18 protein-coding genes, 1 rRNA gene and 1 pseudogene are annotated in these 20,205 nt (G+C 61.1%); 9 read left to right on the top strand and 11 right to left on the bottom strand.

Annotated elements, in window-relative coordinates; translation table 11 throughout:
- Positions 1–178 precede the first annotated feature (178 nt).
- Positions 179–1,195: a FecR family protein gene (locus I5S59_RS24460; RefSeq protein ID WP_197878859.1), complete on the top strand. Its 1,017-nt coding sequence runs from the start codon at positions 179–181 to the stop codon at positions 1,193–1,195.
- 30 nt (positions 1,196–1,225) lie between these two features.
- Here the strand turns inward: I5S59_RS24460 and I5S59_RS24455 are convergent, their stop codons facing one another.
- Positions 1,226–2,545, bottom strand: a complete 1,320-nt coding sequence (locus I5S59_RS24455; RefSeq protein ID WP_197878858.1) for a Na+/H+ antiporter family protein — start codon at positions 2,543–2,545, stop codon at positions 1,226–1,228.
- A gap of 268 nt (positions 2,546–2,813) precedes the next feature.
- Between I5S59_RS24455 and I5S59_RS26820 the strand changes: the two are divergent.
- Together I5S59_RS26820 and I5S59_RS26815 are read left to right on the top strand one after the other, a co-directional pair.
- A pseudogene (locus I5S59_RS26820) lies at positions 2,814–4,103 on the top strand (HAMP domain-containing protein); the annotation flags it as partial.
- 102 nt (positions 4,104–4,205) lie between these two features.
- Positions 4,206–4,961, top strand: coding sequence for a methyl-accepting chemotaxis protein (locus I5S59_RS26815; RefSeq protein ID WP_420066476.1), 756 nt, complete (start codon positions 4,206–4,208; stop codon positions 4,959–4,961).
- Between the two features lie 56 nt (positions 4,962–5,017).
- On the opposite strand, the gene I5S59_RS24445 is transcribed toward I5S59_RS26815, so the two are convergent.
- Positions 5,018–6,967 carry a S8 family serine peptidase gene (locus I5S59_RS24445; protein ID WP_197878856.1) on the bottom strand — a complete coding sequence of 650 codons (1,950 nt, stop codon included), beginning with the start codon at positions 6,965–6,967 and terminating at the stop codon, positions 5,018–5,020.
- Between the two features lie 177 nt (positions 6,968–7,144).
- On the opposite strand from I5S59_RS24445, the gene I5S59_RS24440 reads away from it, so the two are divergent.
- The 3 genes from I5S59_RS24440 (at position 7,145) to I5S59_RS24430 (ending at position 10,108) form a co-directional block, all read left to right on the top strand.
- On the top strand, positions 7,145–8,149 hold the full coding sequence (locus I5S59_RS24440; protein WP_197878855.1) for an ABC transporter substrate-binding protein: 1,005 nt from the start codon (positions 7,145–7,147) through the stop codon (positions 8,147–8,149).
- Between the two features lie 65 nt (positions 8,150–8,214).
- Positions 8,215–9,081 (top strand): LysR family transcriptional regulator, encoded by an 867-nt coding sequence (locus I5S59_RS24435; protein WP_197878854.1) that lies wholly within the window; start codon positions 8,215–8,217, stop codon positions 9,079–9,081.
- Between the two features lie 109 nt (positions 9,082–9,190).
- Positions 9,191–10,108, top strand: a complete 918-nt coding sequence (locus I5S59_RS24430) for an AEC family transporter (RefSeq protein ID WP_197878853.1) — start codon at positions 9,191–9,193, stop codon at positions 10,106–10,108.
- Positions 10,109–10,115: 7 nt separating this feature from the next.
- Here the strand turns inward: I5S59_RS24430 and I5S59_RS24425 are convergent, their stop codons facing one another.
- The 5 genes from I5S59_RS24425 to I5S59_RS24405 all read right to left on the bottom strand — a co-directional run bounded on the left by I5S59_RS24425 (position 10,116) and on the right by I5S59_RS24405 (position 14,054).
- A complete protein-coding gene (locus tag I5S59_RS24425) occupies positions 10,116–11,216 on the bottom strand; it encodes a polyamine ABC transporter substrate-binding protein (protein ID WP_197878852.1) in 1,101 nt (366 codons plus the stop codon).
- 228 nt (positions 11,217–11,444) lie between these two features.
- Positions 11,445–12,767 carry an ATP-binding protein gene (locus tag I5S59_RS24420; protein WP_197878851.1) on the bottom strand — a complete coding sequence of 441 codons (1,323 nt, stop codon included), beginning with the start codon at positions 12,765–12,767 and terminating at the stop codon, positions 11,445–11,447.
- Positions 12,764–13,432: a response regulator transcription factor gene (locus I5S59_RS24415; protein WP_197878850.1), complete on the bottom strand. Its 669-nt coding sequence runs from the start codon at positions 13,430–13,432 to the stop codon at positions 12,764–12,766. Before I5S59_RS24415 ends, I5S59_RS24420 begins: the two co-directional genes overlap by 4 nt.
- Positions 13,432–13,746 (bottom strand): PepSY domain-containing protein, encoded by a 315-nt coding sequence (locus I5S59_RS24410; RefSeq protein WP_128326298.1) that lies wholly within the window; start codon positions 13,744–13,746, stop codon positions 13,432–13,434. The genes I5S59_RS24415 and I5S59_RS24410 overlap by 1 nt, the downstream gene beginning before the upstream one ends.
- Positions 13,746–14,054: a PepSY domain-containing protein gene (locus I5S59_RS24405; RefSeq protein WP_128326297.1), complete on the bottom strand. Its 309-nt coding sequence runs from the start codon at positions 14,052–14,054 to the stop codon at positions 13,746–13,748. Before I5S59_RS24405 ends, I5S59_RS24410 begins: the two co-directional genes overlap by 1 nt.
- Positions 14,055–14,213: 159 nt before the next feature.
- On the opposite strand from I5S59_RS24405, the gene I5S59_RS24400 reads away from it, so the two are divergent.
- The gene (locus I5S59_RS24400; protein ID WP_197878849.1) at positions 14,214–15,293 is read left to right on the top strand and encodes a patatin-like phospholipase family protein; all 1,080 of its coding nucleotides are present in this window, start codon (positions 14,214–14,216) and stop codon (positions 15,291–15,293) included.
- Between the two features lie 57 nt (positions 15,294–15,350).
- On the opposite strand, the gene I5S59_RS24395 is transcribed toward I5S59_RS24400, so the two are convergent.
- From I5S59_RS24395 to I5S59_RS24385, 3 genes are read right to left on the bottom strand one after another with little or no spacing between them, the layout of a single operon-like run.
- Complete coding sequence (locus tag I5S59_RS24395; RefSeq protein WP_197878848.1) at positions 15,351–17,828, bottom strand: TonB-dependent siderophore receptor; 2,478 nt, start codon at positions 17,826–17,828, stop codon at positions 15,351–15,353.
- A gap of 46 nt (positions 17,829–17,874) precedes the next feature.
- The gene (locus I5S59_RS24390; protein WP_197878847.1) at positions 17,875–18,717 is read right to left on the bottom strand and encodes a FecR family protein; all 843 of its coding nucleotides are present in this window, start codon (positions 18,715–18,717) and stop codon (positions 17,875–17,877) included.
- The gene (locus I5S59_RS24385) at positions 18,714–19,235 is read right to left on the bottom strand and encodes an RNA polymerase sigma factor (protein ID WP_197878846.1); all 522 of its coding nucleotides are present in this window, start codon (positions 19,233–19,235) and stop codon (positions 18,714–18,716) included. Before I5S59_RS24385 ends, I5S59_RS24390 begins: the two co-directional genes overlap by 4 nt.
- A 123-nt stretch (positions 19,236–19,358) precedes the next feature.
- Between I5S59_RS24385 and I5S59_RS26550 the strand changes: the two genes are divergently transcribed.
- On the top strand, positions 19,359–19,466 hold the full coding sequence (locus tag I5S59_RS26550) for an AlpA family phage regulatory protein (protein WP_269670225.1): 108 nt from the start codon (positions 19,359–19,361) through the stop codon (positions 19,464–19,466).
- 63 nt (positions 19,467–19,529) lie between these two features.
- Positions 19,530–19,886 (top strand): 6-carboxytetrahydropterin synthase QueD, encoded by a 357-nt coding sequence (gene queD / locus I5S59_RS24375; RefSeq protein ID WP_010226613.1) that lies wholly within the window; start codon positions 19,530–19,532, stop codon positions 19,884–19,886.
- A gap of 194 nt (positions 19,887–20,080) precedes the next feature.
- Here the strand turns inward: queD and rrf are convergent.
- Positions 20,081–20,196, bottom strand: a 5S ribosomal RNA gene (gene rrf / locus I5S59_RS24370).
- Positions 20,197–20,205: the final 9 nt, after the last annotated feature.

Below are 20,205 nucleotides of genomic sequence, written 5' to 3'. Positions count from 1 at the left end.
CGTCAGTCGGCACTGAGACCCGCCGTCATGCCCTGCTAAAAACGGGGCATGGCTGCGAATTCAGTGCTTTTACTGCACTTTTCACGGTAAGAAAACTTACAACTGATAGTCATTCGCCATTATCTCGGGTTCTCGCCGCCTACGCTCAAGGGTAGAATGGGCAAAACCGGGAGTCTCGATGAACCACACCAGCCACAGCGCCGACGAATACGATGCCATCACCGATGCCGCCGCGCATTGGTGCCTGCGTTTGCAGGCTGAGGACTGCACCGCAGATGAACGTCTGGCCTTCGAGCAATGGCTGGCAGCGGACCCTGTGCATGCCCGGGAATACCAGGCCATGCTGGAGATCTGGCACACCGCCGATCACCTGCCGCGTGACACGGTACCCGGCAACGTCATCAACCTGCCCCTCGCCCCGCGCCGCCGCAGTACCTGGCGTCACTATGCCTCGGCGGCCGCCGTTGCCCTGGTGGCCTTGCCGGTGGGTGGCTGGATCGGCTGGGAACAGGGCTGGCTGCCCAACAGCTACCAGCACGTAGAGAGCACTGACGCGATCAGCCGCGTGGTCCTTGGCGACGGTAGCCAGGTCGAGTTGAACCTGGGCACTGAGCTGCGTTTCACCAATTACAAGGACGAGCGCCGGGTCACCCTGATCAAGGGCGAGGCGTTTTTCAGCGTCCACCACGACAGCCAGCACCCGTTCATCGTCCACGCCGCCCAAGGCCAGACCCGGGTCACCGGCACCCAGTTCAACGTGTGGAAGTATGAAGACCAGGTCAAGGTCACCCTGGTGGGAGGCTCGGTACTGGTGAGCAGCAACAGCAGCACCAGCGTCGAGGGAGGGTACCGCCTTGGCCCGGGCATGCAGGCCAGCTACCAGGCCGGCGACTTCGAACCGCGCCTGAACCAGACCTACGCCCACGACAACAGCCTGGCGTGGCGCAACGGCAAACTGATCCTCGACAACCTGAGCCTCGCCCAGGCCCTGCCACAGATCAACCGCTACCTCGAACACCCGCTGGTATTGGCCGACGAAAGCACCGGCAGCATTCGCATCAGCGGTATCTACGACACCCGCCAGATCAACCGCCTGGTCAGCAACCTGCCCAAGGTCCTGCCGGTCTACCTGACCCGCAGCAAAGACGGCAGCATGCTCCTCAACCGCATTTCGCCACCGCCGGCACGGGGCTGAGCCTTGCGCTCAACCCCGCCTTCTCACGCGCTACAGCGTCATCGCCGCCAACCAGCCAAAGGCCAGCAACGGCAAGTTGTAATGGATGAATGTCGGTACCACGGTGTCCCAGATGTGGTGGTGCTGACCATCCACGTTCAACCCCGAGGTCGGGCCCAGGGTCGAATCCGAAGCCGGTGAACCCGCATCCCCCAGCGCGCCGGCCGTGCCGACGATGCACACGGTGGCCACCGGATCGAAGCCCAGTTGCACGCACAGCGGCACGAAAATCGCGGCAAGAATCGGCACGGTGGAAAACGACGAGCCGATGCCCATGGTCACCAGCAACCCGACCAGCAGCATCAACAGTGCACCGACGCCCTTGCTGTGGCCGATCCAGGTAGCCGAGACCTCGACCAGGTTCTTGACCTCGCCGGTGGCCTTCATCACTTCGGCAAAACCCGAGGCGGCGATCATGATGAAGCCAATCATGGCCATCATCTTCATGCCTTCGGTGAACAGGTCATCGGTTTCCTTCCAGCGCACGATGCCGGAGACCGAAAAAATCAGAAACCCGGCCATGGCGCCGATGATCATCGAGTCCAGCCACAGCTGAATAATGAACGCCGCCGCTACCGCGACACCGGCGACCATCAGTGTCAGCGGGTTGTAGCGCACCGCGACCTGCTCGACCTGCTCGATCTTTTCCAGGTTGTAGACCCGCTTTTTCCGGTAGCTGAAAAACACCGCCACCAGCAGACCGAAGAGCATGCCGGCAGCCGGAATGGCCATGGCGTGAGTGACGTTGACGCCACTGACATCCACCCCGCTACGGCTGACGTTGGCCAGCAGAATCTCGTTGAGGAAAATGTTGCCAAACCCCACCGGCAAGAACATGTACGGCGTGATCAGGCCAAAGGTCATCACACAGGCCACCAGCCGGCGGTCAATGTTCAGCTTGGTCAGCACATAAAGCAGCGGCGGCACCAGCAGCGGAATGAAGGCGATGTGGATCGGCAGGATGTTCTGCGAAGAAATCGCCACCACCAGCAACAGGCCGATCAGCAGCCATTTGACCTTGCCGCCATCGGCATGCCCCTGGCGGTCGACCATGGCCAGGGCGCGGTCCGCCAGGGCATGGGCCATGCCCGACTTGGCAATGGCCACGGCAAAGGCACCGAGCAAGGCGTACGACAACGCAACCGTCGCACCACCGCCCAGACCGCCGTTGAACGCCTTGAGCGTGCCCTCGATACCCAGGCCACCGACCAGCCCGCCGGCCAGTGCACCGACGATCAGGGCGATCACCACATGCACGCGGGACAGACTCAGTATCAGCATGATGCCGACCGCGGCAATTACTGCATTCATTCCTGTGACCTCTAAAAACCAGACAAAAAGCGACCGCATCGGCGACAGACTGCCCGCAAGCAGAGGCCGAACGACAGGTAATTTTTATGGGGGCGCACACTCTGAAGCAGACCCCCTTGCTTGTCAAAGCACGGGGTGCGGCATTCTGCAAAAAAGCGCTCTAAATCAACCGAAATAAATCCTTTGAAATAAGTTTTTTTAGTAAAGAACGCCGCTTTGCCGCCGATACGCTCGACAGCCTCAGACTTTCAGATCAAAGGACTTCGCCATGTCGTTCAGACAACTTTCCATTCAGTGGAAGATCACCCTGCTGGCCGGGCTGTGCCTGGCCAGCATCGTAACCCTGCTGGTCGGCCTCTCGTTGTACCGCATGGAGCATAGCTCAGAGCTGGTCAAGGCCAGCAGCACGCAAATGCTCACCGAGGCGGCCCAGCAACGCATCGAGTCCCAGGGCGAAGTCCAGGCGTTGAGCATTCGCCGCCAGTTCATGGACGCCTACCAATACGGCGCAGGCTTTTCCCGTCAGGTGCTGTTTTTGCGCGAACAGGCTGAAAAGCGCTTCATCGACGCCTTCGATCTGCGCGAAGACCTGACCCGCCAGGTGTATTCGGCATTGCAGGCCAACCCCGACCTGCTCGGTCTGTCGCTGGTGTTCGAGCCCAACGCGCTGGACAACAAGGACGAACTGTTCGCCAACCAGGAAAAGCTGGGCAGCAACGAAAAAGGCCGCTTCTCCCTGTATTGGTCGCAACCTACACCCGGTCAACTGACCTCCATGACCCTGCCGGAGCGCGACCTGGCCGACACCAGCGTAGGCCCTAGCGGCGAGCCTGCCAACACCTGGTCGATGTGCCCACGCAGCACGCGCAAGGTCTGTGTGATCGAGCCGTACTTTTACGAGATCAATGGCCAGCAAGTGCTGATGACCAGCATCGCCTTCCCGCTGATGGTCGCCGACAAAGTGGTGGCCACGCTGTCGGTGGACATCAACCTGAACAGCCTGCAGGCCCTGAGCCAGCAAGCCAGCCGCAACCTGTACCAGGGCCAGACGCAAGTCAGCATCCTCAGCCCCGCGGGCTTGCTCGCCGGTTACAGCGCGGACGCCAGCAAACTGGCCAAGCGGTTTGACCAGGTCGACACAGAAAAAGGTGCCGAACTGATCCGTCTGTTGGCCGACAGCACGCCACTGCACAGCATCCATCACGAACAGCGCCTGAAAGTGCTGGCCTCCTTTACCCCGATTCCCGGGGGCAAATCCTGGGGCGTGTTGCTCGATGTGCCGGAAAGCGCCCTCACCGGCCCGGCCGACGCCCTGAAACAGGAGCTCGACCAACGCAGCACCAGCGGCACCCTGATCGAACTGGGCCTGGGTGGCCTGGCCGCCATTGTCGGCCTGCTGTTGATCTGGCTGATGGCCCGCACCGTGACCCGGCCGATTCTCAGCGTCGCCGCCATGCTCAAGGACATTGCCAGTGGTGAAGGTGACCTGACCCGCCGCCTGCAATACGACAAACGCGATGAGCTCGGTGAACTGGCCGGCTGGTTCAACCGCTTCCTCGACAAGCTGCAGCCGACCATTGCCGAGGTCAAACGCTCGGTGCAGGCGGCGCGCGACACCGCTGACCAATCCTCGGCGATTGCCAGCCAGACCAGTGCCGGCATGGAGCAGCAGTACCGCCAGGTAGACCAGGTGGCAACAGCCTCGCACGAGATGAGTGCCACCGCCCAGGATGTGGCTCGAAGTGCCGCGCAAGCTGCCCAGGCCGCCCGCGACGCCGACCAGGCCACGCGCCAGGGCCTGGCGGTAATCGACCGCACCACCGCCAGCATCGATACCCTGGCCGCCGACATGAATACCGCGATGACCCAGGTCGAAGGCCTGGCCGAGAACAGCGAGAAAATCGGTTCGGTACTTGAAGTGATCCGCTCCATCGCCGAACAGACCAACCTGCTGGCGCTCAACGCCGCCATTGAAGCCGCCCGCGCCGGTGAAGCGGGCCGAGGTTTTGCCGTGGTGGCCGATGAAGTACGCAACCTCGCCCGCCGAACCCAGGAGTCGGTGGAAGAAACCCGTCAGGTCATCGAGCATCTGCAGGCCGGAACCCGCGAGGTGGTGGGCGCCATGGACAGCAGCCATCGCCAGGCCCAGGGCAGCGTTGAGCAAGTCGGTCAGGCGGTAACCGCACTGCAGCAGATCGGCGATGCCGTCACCGTGATCAGCGACATGAACCTGCAGATCGCCAGCGCCGCCGAAGAGCAAAGCGCCGTGGCCGAAGAGATCAACAACAACGTCGCCACCATTCGCGACGTGACCGAGTCGCTCTCGGGCCAGGCCAACGAGTCGGCGCGGGTCAGCCAGTCGCTCAACAGCCTGGCCAACCAGCAGCAGGGCTTGATGGATCAGTTCCGCGTCTGAACCTTGTGCCTGTGGAGCCGCCCCGGCTCCACTGGCCACGCCTGACGTTCACTGCGTCAAAGTTCGTCCTTCACTGTATGGAACTTGCCGCCTCCCAGAATGCGATCCAGCAACACCAACGCGCCATGGACATCAGGCCGCGCCCCCATGGGCAGCACATCCGCATGAGGCAGCGTAGCGTCCTTGTAGCCAGACTCCATGACCAGCAGATGCATCTGGTTGGCATTGAGGTAAACATGGTGGTGCTCGATGGCATAGGACTGGATCAACGCCAATGCGCCGGTCACCAACGGGGTTGCACTAGAGGTACCGCCGTAGTTATCAGTGTAGTCACGATCGTTGCCCTCTTTGTCCTGCAATGCCCCGTAGCTCAGGGTCGCGACACTGTCGCCCCAACTGTTGAGCATGCGGTAGCGGTAGTTGTAGTTCGAGTACTGATGGGGTTTGCCATCCCAGGAATGGCAGGCTCCGACCAGTATCGCATCCGCATCGCCGTGGTCGAGGAAGTACGGCCACTCCGACAGATCAACACCAAAATTTGCGATGGCGCGCTTGCTGGTGTCCGTTTTGTAGCTGCCGTTGCACGCGGCATTGACTACGACCGCACCACGTTCAGTCAGCTGGCGGGTTGCGTCCCACCAGAGCTCGTCGTGCAATGAAGGGAGAAAGGTTGTCATCGCATTGATGTTGGCGGTTTGCCGGTTGACGGCCACAATGTCGCCGGGCCTCACGTAGCGCAGAAGATCCTTCGGGGTTTGCACGTTGTACTGTTTGGTTGCCCTGTTGTCGTACATATACAACTCGCTGGCGTGACAGATGCCCGTCATACCCAGACCATTGGCTCGGGCCAGAAGCAGCCCAACCGATGCGGTACCGTGCCGAGGGTCACTGTTGGGTGCAAGACTGACGATGTCCAGGTTCGGGTTGCCGCGCAAATCCTCATGGTTCGGATATAGCCCGCCATCCGAAAAATGTACCCTGACCCCGCTGCCGACTACCTGCTGCTCCCAGACCTTGCGGATGTTCATGCCCTTGTAGCGGGATCCCGGCTCATCCAGATACGTCTGCAGCGCTTTGAAGTCAGGTGTCGGCTGCGCCTCTTCATACGCCCGGTCTCCGGCGGCCACTGCCGCCCCCGTGATCAACGTCGCGACGATAGCAGCCACGCCGGCAATCAGCAGGTTGCCCTCCTCGGCCGGCGGCGCCATGAACATCAGGGAGGCGACATAGTCCAACGGAGCCAGAGTTCTGATCAGCTCGACGAATATGTCATTGCGCATGCCGGAAGGTTGTTCGATGACATAAAAATGCTGAAGCGTACTCATCGCGCTGTCTTGCCGCTCTTGCTCATTCAACAGCGGCTGCGGGTCAATCACCTGCTTGAGCTTGGGCCAGCGGCGTACAAGGGTAGAGTCACTGTCCGGTTCAAGCTCGGCCAGCAACTGTGAAAAGCCGCCGGGGATGAACTTCACCAGCAAAGGTGGAAAGCGCTCGCCGCTTTCCATCTCCGGGAGCTGCGCATGAACCTCGCCATAGGGATCATCAATCTCCGGTAATCCAGCCGGACTGACACCGGCCACATCGCGCCGACGCCGACCGGTGGCCGCCGCAGGCAGTGATACCTTGTCGAGGATGCTTCTGGCCGACTCATCCTCACCAATGACAATGACCAGAGGTGCCAGTACCAGATCGCCACTGGCATAGTGAGGCAGATTCCTTCTCAGGATTTCTGCATCGGTCAACGTTACCTGAGGCGTGATCTGGTAAGTGCCCGGCACCTGCCCGCTGAACAGAGTTACCGGACAACCATGGTGTTCCAGCGCGCCGCTCTGGCTTTGTGACTGCACGGTTTTGCCATCCACAGGCACCGCCCCTTGAGCCTCGATCCGCTCCAGCAGGTAGTGAATGTGCTTAACGTTGCACAGGTCATTGCCGCTACAGCGAACGTGGAATTGCCCATCGAAACGGAAGTTCCTGAAGTACACAAAACTGATATCGATACTCATCATGCCGCTTCCTTGTGATGGATTGAATGCGCCCCCGGCGCACGTACTCTCCATCCTTTCAGGAGGCGCCCGGCAGACACAGCCCGAAGCGCTTCCGGGTGCCCTGGCCAGAACAGCTCGATTGCCTCGTCGTCTACACTTGCCCGAACCCGGTGACCGGCAACCAACGAGGCTGCAATGAAACTGATTCCAACGCTGCTGGCTAGCCTGCTCCTCGGTTTTGGCCTGGCCGCCACCGCTGACGACCGGCAGGCGCCCATTCACTTCGGTGACATCACCTGGGAAAGCGGCAGCCTGACCACGGAAATCCTCCGCCTGATCGTCGAGAAGGGCTATGGCTATGCCACCGACACCCTCCCCGGCAGCACCGTGAGTATGGAAGTGGCGCTGGCACGTAACGACATTCAGGTGATTGCCGAAGAATGGGCCGGTCGCAGCCCCGCGTGGGTCAAGGCCGAACAGGCCGGCGAGGTGTTTGCGCTCGGCGACACGGTGAAAAATGCCGATGAAGGTTGGTATGTACCTAAGTTCGTGATCGAGGGCGATGCCAAGCGAAACATAGAGGCCAAAGCACCGGACCTGCGCACGGTCGAAGATCTCAAGCGCTACGCCCAGGTCTTCCGCGACCCGGAGGAACCGAAAAAAGGCCGCTTCCTCAACAGCCCCAGCGGCTGGACCTCGGAAACCGTCAACAGCCAGAAGCTCAAGGCCTATGGCCTGGACGACAAGTACGTGAACTTTCGCAGCGGTTCCGGCGCGGCACTGGATGCCGAGGTCACCTCATCAATTCAGCGCGGCAAACCGGTGCTGTTCTACTACTGGTCGCCCACCCCGCTGATGGGGCGCTTTCAGCTGGTACGCCTGGAAGAGCCACCCTTCAACGAAGCCGCCTGGAAGACCCTGACCGACGCCAGCAATCCCAAACCACAGGGCAGCCGCTCGTTGCCGGCAAAACTCTCGATTGGCGTCTCGGCCGCGTTCAGGCAGCAGTACCCCGAACTGGTCGAGATGTTTGCCAAGGTCGACCTGCCGATCGAGACACTCAACCAGACGCTGGCGCACATGAGTGAACACCGCCAACCGCCGAAAGACGCCGCGCAACAGTTCCTCAAGGACCACCCTGATATCTGGAAAGCGTGGCTGCCGGCAGAACAAGCCAGCAAGGTCGCGGCGGCCCTGTAGCTTTCAATCGCGACGAATCGACGCCATGATGGCGACTTGTCGCCTGTTTGCTACCGGAGCCCTGCTTGTCGCTCAAAGCCCTGCGTACCCTGGTCACCATCGCCCGTCATGGCACCTTTGCCCGTGCCGCCGATATCCTCAGCCTGACCCCCTCAGCGGTGAGCCTGCATATCCGCAGCCTGGAAGAAGAGCTTAACGTCAGCCTGTTCGACCGCAGCCGGCGCCAGGTCAGCCTGACCGAAGCCGGGCATCTGGTAGTCGAGCGCGCCGAGGGCATTCTTGCTGCCTATGACGAGATGGCGGATGCTCTGGTGAACGGCCCGGGCCTGCATGGACGACTGAAGATCGGCGCCATCCAGACAGCCCTGGCCGGGCGTCTGCCAGCAGCATTGGTGCGCATCAAGGCCGAACATCCGCACCTGCACATCAGCGTGCTCTCGGGCATGTCCGCCGAGCTGGCGCGGCGCGTTGAAGACGGCGAACTGGATGCCGCCATCACCACCGAGCCGGTACCGCCCTACCCGGCCAACCTGGATTTTACTCCGCTCTATCAAAACCGCTTCTGGGCCGTAGCCGGCCCTGCCTTTGCGGGTCTGAACCTGAGAGAGTTGCTGGCCTGCCAACCGTTTTTGCGCTTTGACAAACGCGCCTGGGCCGGACGCATGATCGAGCAGGAACTGCGAAAACAACAGCTCCCCGTTAGCGAGCAGATGGAACTGGACAGTCAGCAAGCGCTGACGCACATGGCCTCGATGGGCCTGGGTGTGGCCATCGTGCCGCTGGCCGATGAAGATCTTGAAGCCCTGCCTGCTGTGACCTTGCTGCCCTTCGGCGAGCCGCAACGCACCCGCGCCGTCGGCCTGCTCGAACACGCCAGCAGCCGTCGCCGGCACCTGACAGCCGTACTGAAAGCGACATTGGGCAACCCTTGAGTTTTTCTCAACGGTTGATTGAGTATTAAACGTTTTTTTCTTTCAGTGCCAGCGGCTAGCCTGATCTCGACACCTACCCAGGGGCGTCGACACTCACGGAAAATGCCTGATGCTGAATCTGATCCTTGCCACCATCGTGCCGATTGCCTTGCTGATCGCGCTGGGCCGCTGGCTGCGCGCCTGCGACTTTCTCGGCGATAGCTTCTGGCCGGCGGCCGAACGCCTGAGCTACTTTGTGCTGCTGCCTGCACTGTTCGTCCATAGCCTGGCCACCGCTGACCTCAGCGGCCTGCCGGTGTTCGACATGGTAACGGTGCTATTGATCTCAACCCTGATCGGCGCAGTCTTGCTGGTGCTGTGCAAGGGCGTCATCGCCGGCGACGGCGCCAGTTTCACCTCGGTGTTCCAGGGCGGAATCCGCTTCAACAACTACATCGGCGCCACCCTGGCGGCCGGCATTTATGGCACCGGCGGCATCGCCCTGGCAGCTGTCGCCAACGCCGCCATCGTGCCCACGGTCAACGTGCTGTGCGTCCTGGCCTTTGCCCGCTACAACGGCGCGCAAAGCTCGGCCCGCGCCGTCGCCAAGGCAATCTGCAGCAATCCGTTGATCGTCGGCTGTGCCCTGGGCATTGCCCTGCGCCTGACCGGGATGGGGCTCCCTGCCGGCATCGAACCGACCATCAAGGCACTGGGCCAGGCTGCCTTGCCGCTGGGCCTGCTGTGCGTCGGTGCAGCGCTGGGGGGCAGCGCCCGCGGCTTGGGTCCACGCCCCTTGCTGGCCGCGTCATTGTTCAAGTTCGTGGTGCTGCCACTGACGACCTACGGGACCTGTCGCGTGCTCGGGTTGAGCGGCCAGGCAGCAACCGTCGCCATTCTGTTCCAGGCGCTGCCGACCGCTTCCTCCTCGTACGTGATGGCGCGACAAATGGGCGGTAACGCGCCACTGATGGCCAATATCATTGCCTTGCAGACCTTGCTGGCAGCGCTGACGCTGCCAGTAATGCTGAGCCTGACCCTGGCCTGAGAACCCGCTATTTATCCGACTTGATGCTGGTCCAGACGCGGGTGCGCACTCGCTCAAGCTTTTGCGGCAGCGGCTGTACCACATACAGTTTGGCCAGGGCGTCCTGGGTCGGTGTCAGGTTCGGGTTAGCGGTAATGGCCGGGTTGATCAGCGCCAGCGAGTCTTTGTTGGCGTTGGGATAGCCGAGAAAATCACTGATCGGTGCAATGACTTTCGGCTCCATCAGGTTATTCAGAAACGCATGGGCCTCGGCGACATTCTTCGCGCTTTTCGGAATGGCAAAAGTGTCGAACCAGATCGGCGCCCCTTCTTTGGGCAGACGCCAGTCGACGACCACACCGTTACCCGCCTCTTTGGCGCGGTTGCCAAACTGGTAGAAGCTGCCGGAGTAACCGATGGCAACGCAGATGTCGCCGTTGGCAATGTCGGTCATGTATTTGGCGGAGTTGAAATAGGTGACATAGGGGCGCACCTTCAACATCAACGCCTTGGCTTTTTCGTAGTCCTCCGGATTCTGGCTGTTGGGGTCCAGGCCCAGGTAGTGCAAGGCCAGCGGCAGAATTTCCGAAGGCGAGTCGAGCATGGCAACGCCGCACGACTTGAGCTTCTCCATGTTTTCGGGCTTGAACACCAGGTCCCAGCTGTCCACCGGCGCCTGATCACCCAGCGCGGCCTTGACCTTGGCCGGATTGAAGCCGATCAGCACCGTGCCGTACATGTAGGGCACGCCGTACTGGTTACCGGGATCGTTGCTGTCCAGCAGCTTGAGCAGCACCGGATCCTGGTGACTCCAGTTGGGCAACTTGCTCTTGTCCAGTTTCTGGAAAACCCCCGCCTTGATCTGGGTGTCGAGAAACTGGTTCGACGGCACCACCAGGTCATACCCGGAGTTGCCGGTAAGCAATTTGGCTTCCAGCGATTCGTTGGTGTCGAAGGTGTCCCAGGTCACCTTGATGCCGGTTTGTGCGGCAAAGTCCTTGGGCACGGAAGGCAGGATGTAGTCCGCCCAGTTGTACACCCGCAAAGATCGCGTTTCGGCCTGCACGGCGCCGGTCAACAGCGTCAGTGCCCCGACACTGACGGCCAGCATGCGTTTGAGTGTGGTCATTGATTGTTCCCCCGAGTGTGGCGTGAGCTCACTGTTCTTATGGTTTGTACACGGCAGGCGGCCTGAATGAACAACCAAGGCCAAGGAGAAAAACGGCTAAGAATAGGCATCGGCCAATGCAGCGGCATGGCCTGATCGCGTCTGATTTTTGCTGAGCGCTTGCGCGGCTCACAGTGTGTGGCTGGCCAAAAAGAGATCGAAGTGGCCAATTTTTCGCGCCATCGGCGCTCAGCGGCCCACCTTGCGCGGCAGCTCGATGCACACCCGCAATCCGCCCAGGGGGCTTTCCTGCAGCGTCATCTGCCCGCTCCAGGCCTCGACGATATCGCGCACGATGCCCAACCCCAGGCCATGCCCTTCGATCTGCTCATCCAGGCGGGTGCCCCTCTCCAGGACCTGCTGGCGTTCATTGACCGGGATGCCAGGGCCATCGTCATCAATAAGCAGCCGGTAACGCTCGAGGTGATCCTCGATACTCAACCGCACCTCGCTGTCTGCCCATTTACAGGCGTTGTCCAGCAAGTTGCCGAGCAGTTCGAGCAGGTCTTCCCGGTCCCAGGGCAACAACAGACCCGACGGCACCTGCTGGCTCAAGGTCAGGCCTTCGCCGTGGATCATGCTCAAGGTGCCGAGCAGCCCGGGTAACTCGGCATCACAATCGAATTGCGCCCCGGGCAAGGCATCACCGGCCAGACGGGCCCGGTTGAGTTCACGGCTCAAGCGTTGCTGGATCTGCTCCAGTTGTTCTCGCAGCTGTACGCGCACCTGCGGCTTGTCGTGGAGCTGCTCGCTGGAGGCCAGGCTCAGCAACACGGCCAGCGGCGTTTTCAAGGCATGACCCAGATTGCCCAGGGCATTGCGCGATCGGCGCAGGCTGTCTTCGGTATGCGCCAACAGGTGGTTGATCTGCTCGACCAGCGGCTCAAGCTCAGTCGGCACTTGCGTGTCGAGGTGTGAACGCTTGCCCTGCTGCAGCTGGGCAATCTGCTCGCGGGCGCGTTCCAGTGGACGCAGCGACCGAGTCACGGTGATGCGCTGGGCCACCAGCACCAGGATCAGCGCCACAAGGCCAAGGCCCAGGCCAATCTGTTGCATGCGGCGAAACTGGTCGCGCACCGGGGTGTAGTCCTGGGCGACACTGATCGCTATCGCCTGGCCGAAGCGCCGGTAGTCACTGCGCAACACCAGCAGCTGCTGATTCTCAGGCCCCAATTCCAGATCGGTGTGCAGGCCGCTGGTGGCGGGTGCCGGCAGGTCCAGGTCCCAGAGCGAACGGGAGCGCCAACTGCCACCGTCAAAATCGATGCGAAAATAGTAGCCGGAGAACGGCCGCTGATAGGCGGCGGACACCCGACGCTCATCCAGCTCAAGCCCCGATTGCCCGCGCACCATCGCGATCAACAGGTTTTCGCTTTCCTTGCGCAGGCCGGTCTCGAGGTAACGCTGCAGCCCCACTTCGAACAGCCACAGGCTGAGCTGTGCCAGCGCCAGGCCCACCACCACCAGCACTGCAATCAGGCCGAGGCTCAAACGCGCCTGAATCGAATTCACTCAGCACTCCCGGCATAGCGGTAACCCTGGCCACGGTGCGTTTCGATGACGCTACGGCCCAGTTTGCGGCGCAGATGATTGACGTGAACCTCCAGCACGTTGGAGTCGCGCTCGGTTTCCCCGTCATAAAGGTGTTCGGCCAGATGGCTCTTGGACAGGATCTGCTGCGGATGCAGCATGAAGTAACGCAGCAGGCGAAACTCTGCAGCGGTGAGCTGGATGTCGACGCCATCGCGGGTTACGCACTGGCGCCCTTCATCCAGTTGCAGCCCCGCTGCCTCAAGGGTTGGCTGATTGGCCAGGCCGCGGGCACGGCGCAACAGCGACTGCACGCGCAGCATCAGCTCTTCGGGATGAAATGGCTTGCTCAGGTAGTCATCGGCACCGGCCTTGAGGCCCTCGATGCGCTCTGCCCAGGAGCTGCGTGCGGTGAGGATCAGCACTGGCGTCGACAAGCCGCTGGCGCGCCACTGCGCGAGGACTTCAAGCCCGGAAAGCCCGGGCAAGCCCAGGTCGAGAATGATCAGGTCATAGGGTTCGCTGCTGCCCTGGTAGACCGCGTCACGGCCATCGGCCAGCCAGTCGACCGCATAGCCCTGGCGCTGCAGGCCTTGGGTCAGTTCATCCGCCAGCGGCACGTTATCTTCGACCAGTAACAGGCGCATCAATCATCTTCCTCATCTTTGAGCAACACGCCATTGGATGCGTCCAGTTTGATCTCGCGCACCGTCCCTTGCGGGGTCAACAGCTCGACCTCGTATTCGTAGCGGCCGTGTTTCTCTTCCAGCTCCGCCTCCAGCAACTTCGCCCCGGGATAGCGTCCCAGGGCATCGTTGAGCAGCTTTTCCAGCGGCAGGATGACGCCCTGCTGCCGTAGCTGCAGGGCTTCGTCCTGATCAAGGTCACGGGCCGATGCCAGCGAACAGAGTGCCAACAACGCAACGAGAACGGTCTGGGCTGTTCGCGTGCAAACGCTCATTACTTGTCCTGTACGTCCTTGAGGATTTCACCGGTCTTGGCGTCCAGGTCCACGTCCCATTCAACGTTCTGGGCATCACGCAGGTCGATTTTGTAGACCAGGCGACCGTAGACATCTTCAAGCTCGGACTCTTTGATCGTGGCGCCCGGGTGCTTGGCCAGCGCTTTGGCGTTCAAGTCGTCCAGGGACAGGATGGTCTTGTCCTGAACCATCTTGGTCACTTCGTGCATGGGGATGTCTTTGGCCAGTGCGACATTGGCACTCAGGGCAAGGGCGGCAGTAACAAACAGGGCAGTCAGTGCTTTCATGGTATGTCTCCGTTGAGATCAATAATGTGTCTACGGGGCCTAGATTAACCAACCGAACTTAACTGAAGCTGAAAACAACTGGCGACATGATAGCGCACCCCCGCCCCACAACCGGACCTCTGTTCTTTATAATTGCCGGCTCCAGACAGTGAGGCCCGTATGAGCGCAATCCATATCAAGTACCCGGCCCTGACGCTCAAGGCCGGCCGTCGCGCCTTGCAGCGCATCCGCGAACACGGATTGCAGGCGGCCGATGTCGGCGTGCTGCCGGGCGCTGCGGGCGGCCCCAAGGCCCTCGGCATACAAGGCCTGGACCTGGCATTGTTCGGCCACTGGCTGCCAAGTGCACCGCGTGAACGGTCGCTGATCGGGGCGTCCATCGGCTCCTGGCGCTTTGCCAGTGCCTGCCTGCCCAACCCCGCCGAGGCCTTGCAACGTCTCGGGCAGCTGTACACCGAGCAGGACTTCGCCAAGGGCGTCACTCAGGCCGAAGTCAGCCGCAGTTGTCAGCGCATGCTCGATGAGCTACTGCAGGGTCGCGATGCGCAAATCCTCGAGAGCCCTGATTACCGGCTCAATATCATGGTGGTCAAAAGCCATGGGCTGTTGGCACATGACCAGCGCACACGCCTGGGCATGGGCCTGTCTTCAGTAATTGCCGACAACCTGATCAGCCGCTCCCGGCTGGCGCGGCACTTCGAGCGGATCATCCTCCACGATGCACGCAGTGCCCCGCCGTTACAGGCGCTGACCGACTTTCCTTCACGCTGCCTGCCGCTGGATGTGGCCAACTTGCGCCATGCCCTGCTGGCTTCCGGCTCCATTCCGATGGTCATGGAGGGGGTACGCGACATCCCCGGTGTCGGCCAGGGCACCTACCGTGATGGCGGGCTGCTCGACTATCACCTCGACCTGCCCTACCACGGCGACGACATCGTGCTGTACCCGCACTTCACCGATAAAGTGATCCCCGGCTGGTTCGACAAGGCCTTGCCATGGCGACGCGGCGATGGCGAGCGCTTGCGCAACGTGCTGTTGCTGGCGCCCTCCAGCCAGTACCTGGCCAACCTGCCTTTCGGTAAGTTGCCAGACCGCAGCGATTTCAAGCGCTTTATGGGCGATGCCGGCAGCCGCCAACGCTATTGGCACAAAGCAATGTCGGAAAGCCAGCGACTGGGCGACGAACTGCTTGAGCTGATCGCAACCGGCAGGCTGCAGGCGCACCTGCAACCGCTGTAACGAACGCTGGGCAAGGTAGCCTGATAACAGCCGGCCCCTGCCCTGGCGATCAGGCTGTTACCAATCGTGCGTGTACGTTGCCGTCAGCACGGTGCCGGGCGCTGGCAGGTGGCTGGTGTTGTTGCTGTTACGCATCAGCTGGCTGTAGAGCGGGTAGTAGCTGCGGTTGAACAGGTTCTGAATACCTACGCTGACCTGATCGTCTTCGCTCAGTTGGTATTGGCTGATCAGGTCTACCGTGGTGTAGCCATCGACCTTGCGCCGACCGAAGCTGGCAACGCCATCCAGGCGATAATCATCGCCATCGAAATAGGTGGCTTGTACACGGTTGCTCCAGACGTCGCTGGGCTTGAACTGCAGGTAAGCGGTCAACTTGAGTGGCGGGATGCGGTACCCGGTCATGTCCTGCCAGTCACCGCCGTCCGGTTGCTCCCGGCCCTTCATCCAGGTAAAGGTGCCACCTGCGCCCCAACGCTCATCGTTGGTCAGCCAGTCGGCGCTGCCTTCCACACCATAGATCCGCTCTTTGGTGCGCGTCAGGATCAGGCCGTTGTTGAAGCTTTGCACATCCCCCAGGTTCGAGGTGGTGTAGAACACCGCCAGCGACGCCAGCGTCTGCTCACCCAGCGCGCCACGCCAGCCCAGCTCGTAGTTGTTGGTTTTTACCGGTTCCAGGTTCGACGAGTCAAGATCGAATCCACGGCGGGCGTTACGTAGCTGTACGCCGATATCGGGCAGCTGGAAACCCTGGCTGAACGCGGCATAGACCTCCTGGCCTGCTACCGGCGAGTAGGTCACGCTGATGTTGGACAACACTGCGTCGTAATGAACCTCCCCCCCCTGGACGGTAGCCGGCGGGGCGGCGGTCGACTCCGACAGCGGAATGAAGTCATCGTATTCAGCGGTGGCGTACTCGTACCGCAGACCGCCTTCCATCGACCATTGATCGTTGAACTTGTGCTGAAGCTGGGCAAAGCCGCCGACACTGCGCGAGGTCAGGTCGGGCATGTAGGTCAACTTGCCAATCTTGTCGAACACCCTGCCTCCGCTGGCGTCGTAGACGCGCGGATCGAAGATGTCGATGGGCATGTCGCTGCGCTCCTGGTTGAAATCTGCGCCCCACAGCAGCTCCGTATTGCCTTTGTCGCCTAGCGGGGTGCGCAGGGTGATCCGGCTGCCGTACACCTCGCTGTTCTGCATCACCTGGTCGACATTGCGTCCACGCGTGGCCACCGCCCGCGCATCAAACGGCGTGAAGCGGGTGAAGTAGTCCCGGTAGTAGAGCTGCGCATTCAGCGTACCGCCGAGGATGTCGGAGTGCGCGTACTCAAGGTTGAGCAGGGTATTCTTTATCTGGTTCTGCTCGTCCAGCGACAGGCCCGACAGCGGCCTGGCCGGCACCGAGCCTGGCGGGAGCCTGGCCACAGACGGGTCGGAGGTATAGTCGGAATCCTGCTCGGCGTTATAGTGGCTGGCAGACAGCTGGATACGCTGCACCTCATCGATGTGCAAACCCAGTTTTCCGCCAATGTTGTAGGTGTTGGCATCAAACAGATCGCCCTGGCTGGGCTCTGGTGCGATGCGATGCCCATTGGCGTCGTAGGAGGCGCCAATGTGCCGGGCGCCGAAGTCCAGGGCGTAGTCGACCTGCCCCTGCGAGCCGGACAGGTGATGCTGCAACTGGCCGCCAAGGCCGTCACTGTCCAGCTGGCTCAGCGGCGAGACGGCGCTGAGGCTGGTTTGCGCCCGCGGCTCACCCCCCGCCGGGCGGGTCGTGATAGAGATAATGCCACCGGTTGCCCCCGCCCCGTAAATGGCGCTGCTGCCACGGATCACTTCGATGCGCTCGATCAGCGCCGGGTCGATGTTCGCCAGGTTGCGTGAGGAATCGCGGTTGGTGTTGAGCGGCACGCCATCGACCAACACCAGCATGGTACGTCCACGCAGTGTCTGGCCATAGTCGGTGATGGTACGGCTGGAGTCGGCCATGCCGGGAATGCTTTTGGCCAGCAAGGTGGCCAGGCCATCTGAGCCCTGGCGCAACTGCTCCAGTTGTTCGCGCTCGATGACATTGACCTGCCGGGCCTGCGGCACCACATCGCTGTTCAGACGCGACGAACTGATTTCCAGGCTGGCCAGCTCCACCGCTGCAGATCCACTAACCGCAGCTTCAGTGACAACCGCAGATTTTCCCGGCACCACCAGGTAGGTGTGTTCGTCACGCTCCTGGGCAGTCAGCCCGCTGTTGCCCAGCAGCCGTTCAAGCGCTTCCTGCAAGGTGTAGCGTCCCTTCAGAGCAGGTGCGGTCTTGTTAGCCGTGATGTCACTGGCAAACAGGATCTGCGCTGAGGATTGGCGTGCGACGGCATTGAGGGACTTCTCCAGCGAAGAGGCTGGAACATCGAAGTCGACGGGTGCGGATTGCGCCAACGACCATTGGCTGAGCAGCAGGCTGCTAGCCAGCAAGGACAGGCGTACAGGCGCACGCAGGTAGGGCTGACTCACGTTCTTGTTCTCCACAAAGTAAGGTTGCATGGAGATAGCCGTCAGCACAGCCGCGTAACCCTACCTCGGCCGGCAATTATTTTTTCGTGTCGCGCGATTTGATCAGCACCGCACCATCGGCGCCGTTGGCAACGCTTACCGGCAGGATGCCGGGTAACAGCGCCAACAGGCGATCGACATGCCCGCTGTCGAACACACCGGATAGCGGTAACCGGGCAATGTCCGGGTCCTGGAGCAGGATCGGCTGACGGTAATAGCGCTGGAGCGTGCCGATGACCTCGGCAAGCGGGGTACTTTCAAACACCAGCCGGCTGTCCTTCCAGGCGGTGACATCATGGACGCTGACCCGTGTTACCTGACCCGGGATGCCCTTCTGAACGCGCAATTGCTGGCCTGGTTCGAGCAGCGCAACGGTGTCGGCGGCCTCTCCCCGGACAGCGACCTTGCCTTCTGCCACCGTGACCTGAACATCCTGCTCGCGCCGGTTGACGTTGAAGCGGGTGCCTACCACGCGCACCCCTGCCCCGCCGGCATCGACCAGGAACGGGCGATACACCATCGGCGAGACCTGGAACAGCGCCTGCCCCCGCTTCAACTCAACCTGACGAGTGCGCAGGTGCCAACTGATCGTCAGCTCACTGTTGCTGTCGAGCAGGACCTCACTGCCATCAGCCAGCTGCAGCGTCTGGCGCTGGCCAACCTCGCTGGCAACGTGTTGACTGCGGTAAGCCGGATCGACCCAGACGACGCCAGCAGCAATTGCCAACAGCAGCAGCCCGAGCGTTTTTTCTGCGGTGCGCTTGCGCTTGGCTGGCGTTGCAGGCGGCAACGGAAAACGCTGCTTGAGGTCTTCCCGAAACCGGGCAATGGCCTCGTCCTCCTGGCTGAAATCCTTGGGATTATGCGAATTGCGAGTCATGGCAGTAACTCCGTACCCAGGTAGTCTCGGCAAGCATTCATACCCAGGCGCAGGTGCTTTTCTACTGTTTTGAGTGAAATGCCCAGGCGCTCTGCCACTTCGGCCTGCGGCAATTCATGCAGCTTGTGCATCACGAACACCGTCTGACAGCGGGTGGGCAGATTCGCAATTGCCTCGGTCAGCAACTGCAAGGTGCGTTCGCCTTCAAGATGACGCTCCTGGCTGGGAGCGCAACTGACTGCATCGGGCAATGCCGGAGCGCCGACAATCCAAGCCTGGCGTCGACGCTCGCTACGATAACGGGTGATCGCGATATCGTGGGCGATCTTGCGCAACAAGGCCACGGGCGTGCGTACCCCTTGCTTTTCATCCTGCTCAAGCAACTGCACACACAAGTCGTGTACGACTTCCCGGGCGAACACCCGTTCGCCGAAGCGTCGGCGTACATGATCCACCAGCTCGTCATAATGCCGGACCAATGCTGCCAGAAGTGTGGGTTTGGGAGGCTCGACCTGCACGATGACCTGCGCGTAGGGGGAACGGATGCCATGGGAATGACGTGACCGCGCAGTATAAATGCGAATACTTTACATTTAAAGCAAATACAACGGCCCGTATCGCACAGATTCAAAGCGGGAACATTGCCAAAACAGGTTAGAATAGGAGCCAATTCGGTCGCTTGGCGTCAGTCTGATATCTCGATCTGGATGTCGTCTTTAACTCCCAGCAACGACCAATCAGTACATTGAGCAGTACACCAAAGACGCGTGGCCTGCTCCAGCCCTTACACCATCAGCTATACAGGCCACACCGTGGAAATTTTCAAAGAGTTCACCTTCGAGTCGGCTCACCGACTGCCGCACGTTCCTGAAGGGCACAAGTGTGGCCGTCTGCACGGCCACTCGTTCAAGGTTGCCTTGCACCTGACCGGCCCGCTGGATCCGCATACCGGCTGGATTCGCGACTTTTCCGAGATCAAGGCGATCTTCAAGCCGCTGTATGAACAGCTGGACCACAACTACCTGAACGACATTCCTGGCCTGGAAAACCCGACCAGCGAAGTGATTGCCAAGTGGATCTGGGACCAGGTCAAACCGTTGCTGCCCGAGCTGTCCAAGGTTCGTATCCATGAGACGTGCACCAGCGGTTGCGAATATTACGGCGACTGATCGGGTGTTTGATCGGATGAAACCACCCTGCGGGGTGGTTTTTTTTGGGTCTGGGTTTTGGTGGGGGCGAGCGCTTCGCACTCGATCGCAGGCTGTCGCCAGCTCCCACAGGCTCGAGGGCGAGCTGCACTGGCGGCAGGCCGGAAAAGACAAAACCCCTACCTGCATACGCAGATAGGGGTTTCGGAATTTAATCTTGACGATGACCTACTCTCACATGGGGAAACCCCACACTACCATCGGCGATGCATCGTTTCACTGCTGAGTTCGGGATGGGATCAGGTGGTTCCAATGCTCTATGGTCGTCAAGAAATTCTGT

This window comes from Pseudomonas alkylphenolica, from assembly GCF_016009175.1.
Taxonomy (GTDB): Bacteria; Pseudomonadota; Gammaproteobacteria; order Pseudomonadales; family Pseudomonadaceae; genus Aquipseudomonas; species Aquipseudomonas alkylphenolica_B.
The sequence above is the reverse complement of the archived record's forward strand: the minus strand, read 5'-3'. Positions and strand labels throughout refer to the sequence as shown.